The sequence below is a fragment of the Rhizobium sp. LCM 4573 genome (assembly GCF_001854865.1).
Lineage (GTDB): Bacteria > Pseudomonadota > Alphaproteobacteria > Rhizobiales > Rhizobiaceae > Neorhizobium.
This window is the reverse complement of sequence record NZ_MDDW01000023.1, coordinates 1-1,062: the sequence shown is the minus strand read 5'-3', so window position 1 is coordinate 1,062 and position 1,062 is coordinate 1. Positions and strand designations below refer to the sequence as shown.

Sequence of the window (1,062 nt, the reverse complement as noted above, 5' to 3'; positions counted from 1 at the left end):
TTCATCGCCATCCATGGCGAATCTTCGCGTGACAACTCCGGTTCGACTGCGGAAGACAACTTCTACTTCGACGAAGTTTACCTGCAGCTCGGCGGCTTCAAGGCTGGTTCCTACCTCAACTGGTGGGATAAGGGCATCAACGGCGAAACCGACTCGATCGGCGGCAACCGTCTGACCTCGATCGCCTACATCTACACGGGCGATGCTTTCACCGCCGGTATCCAGCTCGACGAGCTGTCCAGCGCTGATGACATCTTCGACCCGGTTACCGGTGACCGTCTCCTCGACGCCGGCCAGAACCTCGGTATCGAAGGTATCGTAACCTTCAACCTCGGTGGCGCTTCCATCGATATCCTCGGTTCGTACRACTTCGGATGGGAAGAAGGCGCTGTTCGCGCTCTCGTATCCGCTCCGATCGGCCCGGGCACCCTGCAGGTTGCTGGTATCTACTCTTCCGGCATCAACACCTACTACGCTCTGTCGGAGTGGACGGTTGCTGCGTCGTACGCCTTCAAGGCTACCGACAAGTTCACCATCACCCCCGGCTTCCAGTACTGGTGGGATGAATTCGCTGATGGCGACGAAGATTGGCGCGCTGGCGTAACGCTCGACTACGCGATCGTCGACGGCCTGTCCACGAAGGTCTCCGTTCAGTACCAGGACGAGCCGGATACCTGGTTCGGTTTCGTCCGCCTGCAGCGCGACTTCTAATTCACGCTTAGCAATCTCTCCCCCGGCTTGTCCGGGGGAGTTTTCTATTCTCACATAAGAATGCAGGTCACCTAAACTGACCGTCCTATCAGGGGGATAGACCAAGGAATTGTCGGCTGCCTTCGGCGGCTCGCAATATGTTCATGAACTTCGCCGCTGCGGATGACTTGAGCATACTCATTTGAAACTTGACTGGAGGTCAAAAAAATGAACATCAAGAGCCTTCTCCTCGGCTCCGCTGCTGCTCTCGCAGCGGTATCTGGCGCCCAGGCGGCTGACGCTATCGTCGCTGCTGAGCCCGAGCCGATGGAATACGTTCGCGTCTGCGACGCGTTCGGCGCAGGTTACTTC

2 protein-coding genes are annotated in these 1,062 nt (G+C 57.7%); both read left to right on the top strand.

Translation table 11 applies throughout. The features are described from left to right. Positions 1–711: porin (locus tag LCM4573_RS18445; RefSeq protein ID WP_131818994.1), on the top strand; the 711-nt coding region annotated here is incomplete at its 5' end. A 207-nt stretch (positions 712–918) separates the two neighbouring features. After that, the coding region (locus tag LCM4573_RS27460; protein WP_198539760.1) for a porin at positions 919–1,062 on the top strand (144 nt) is incomplete at its 3' end.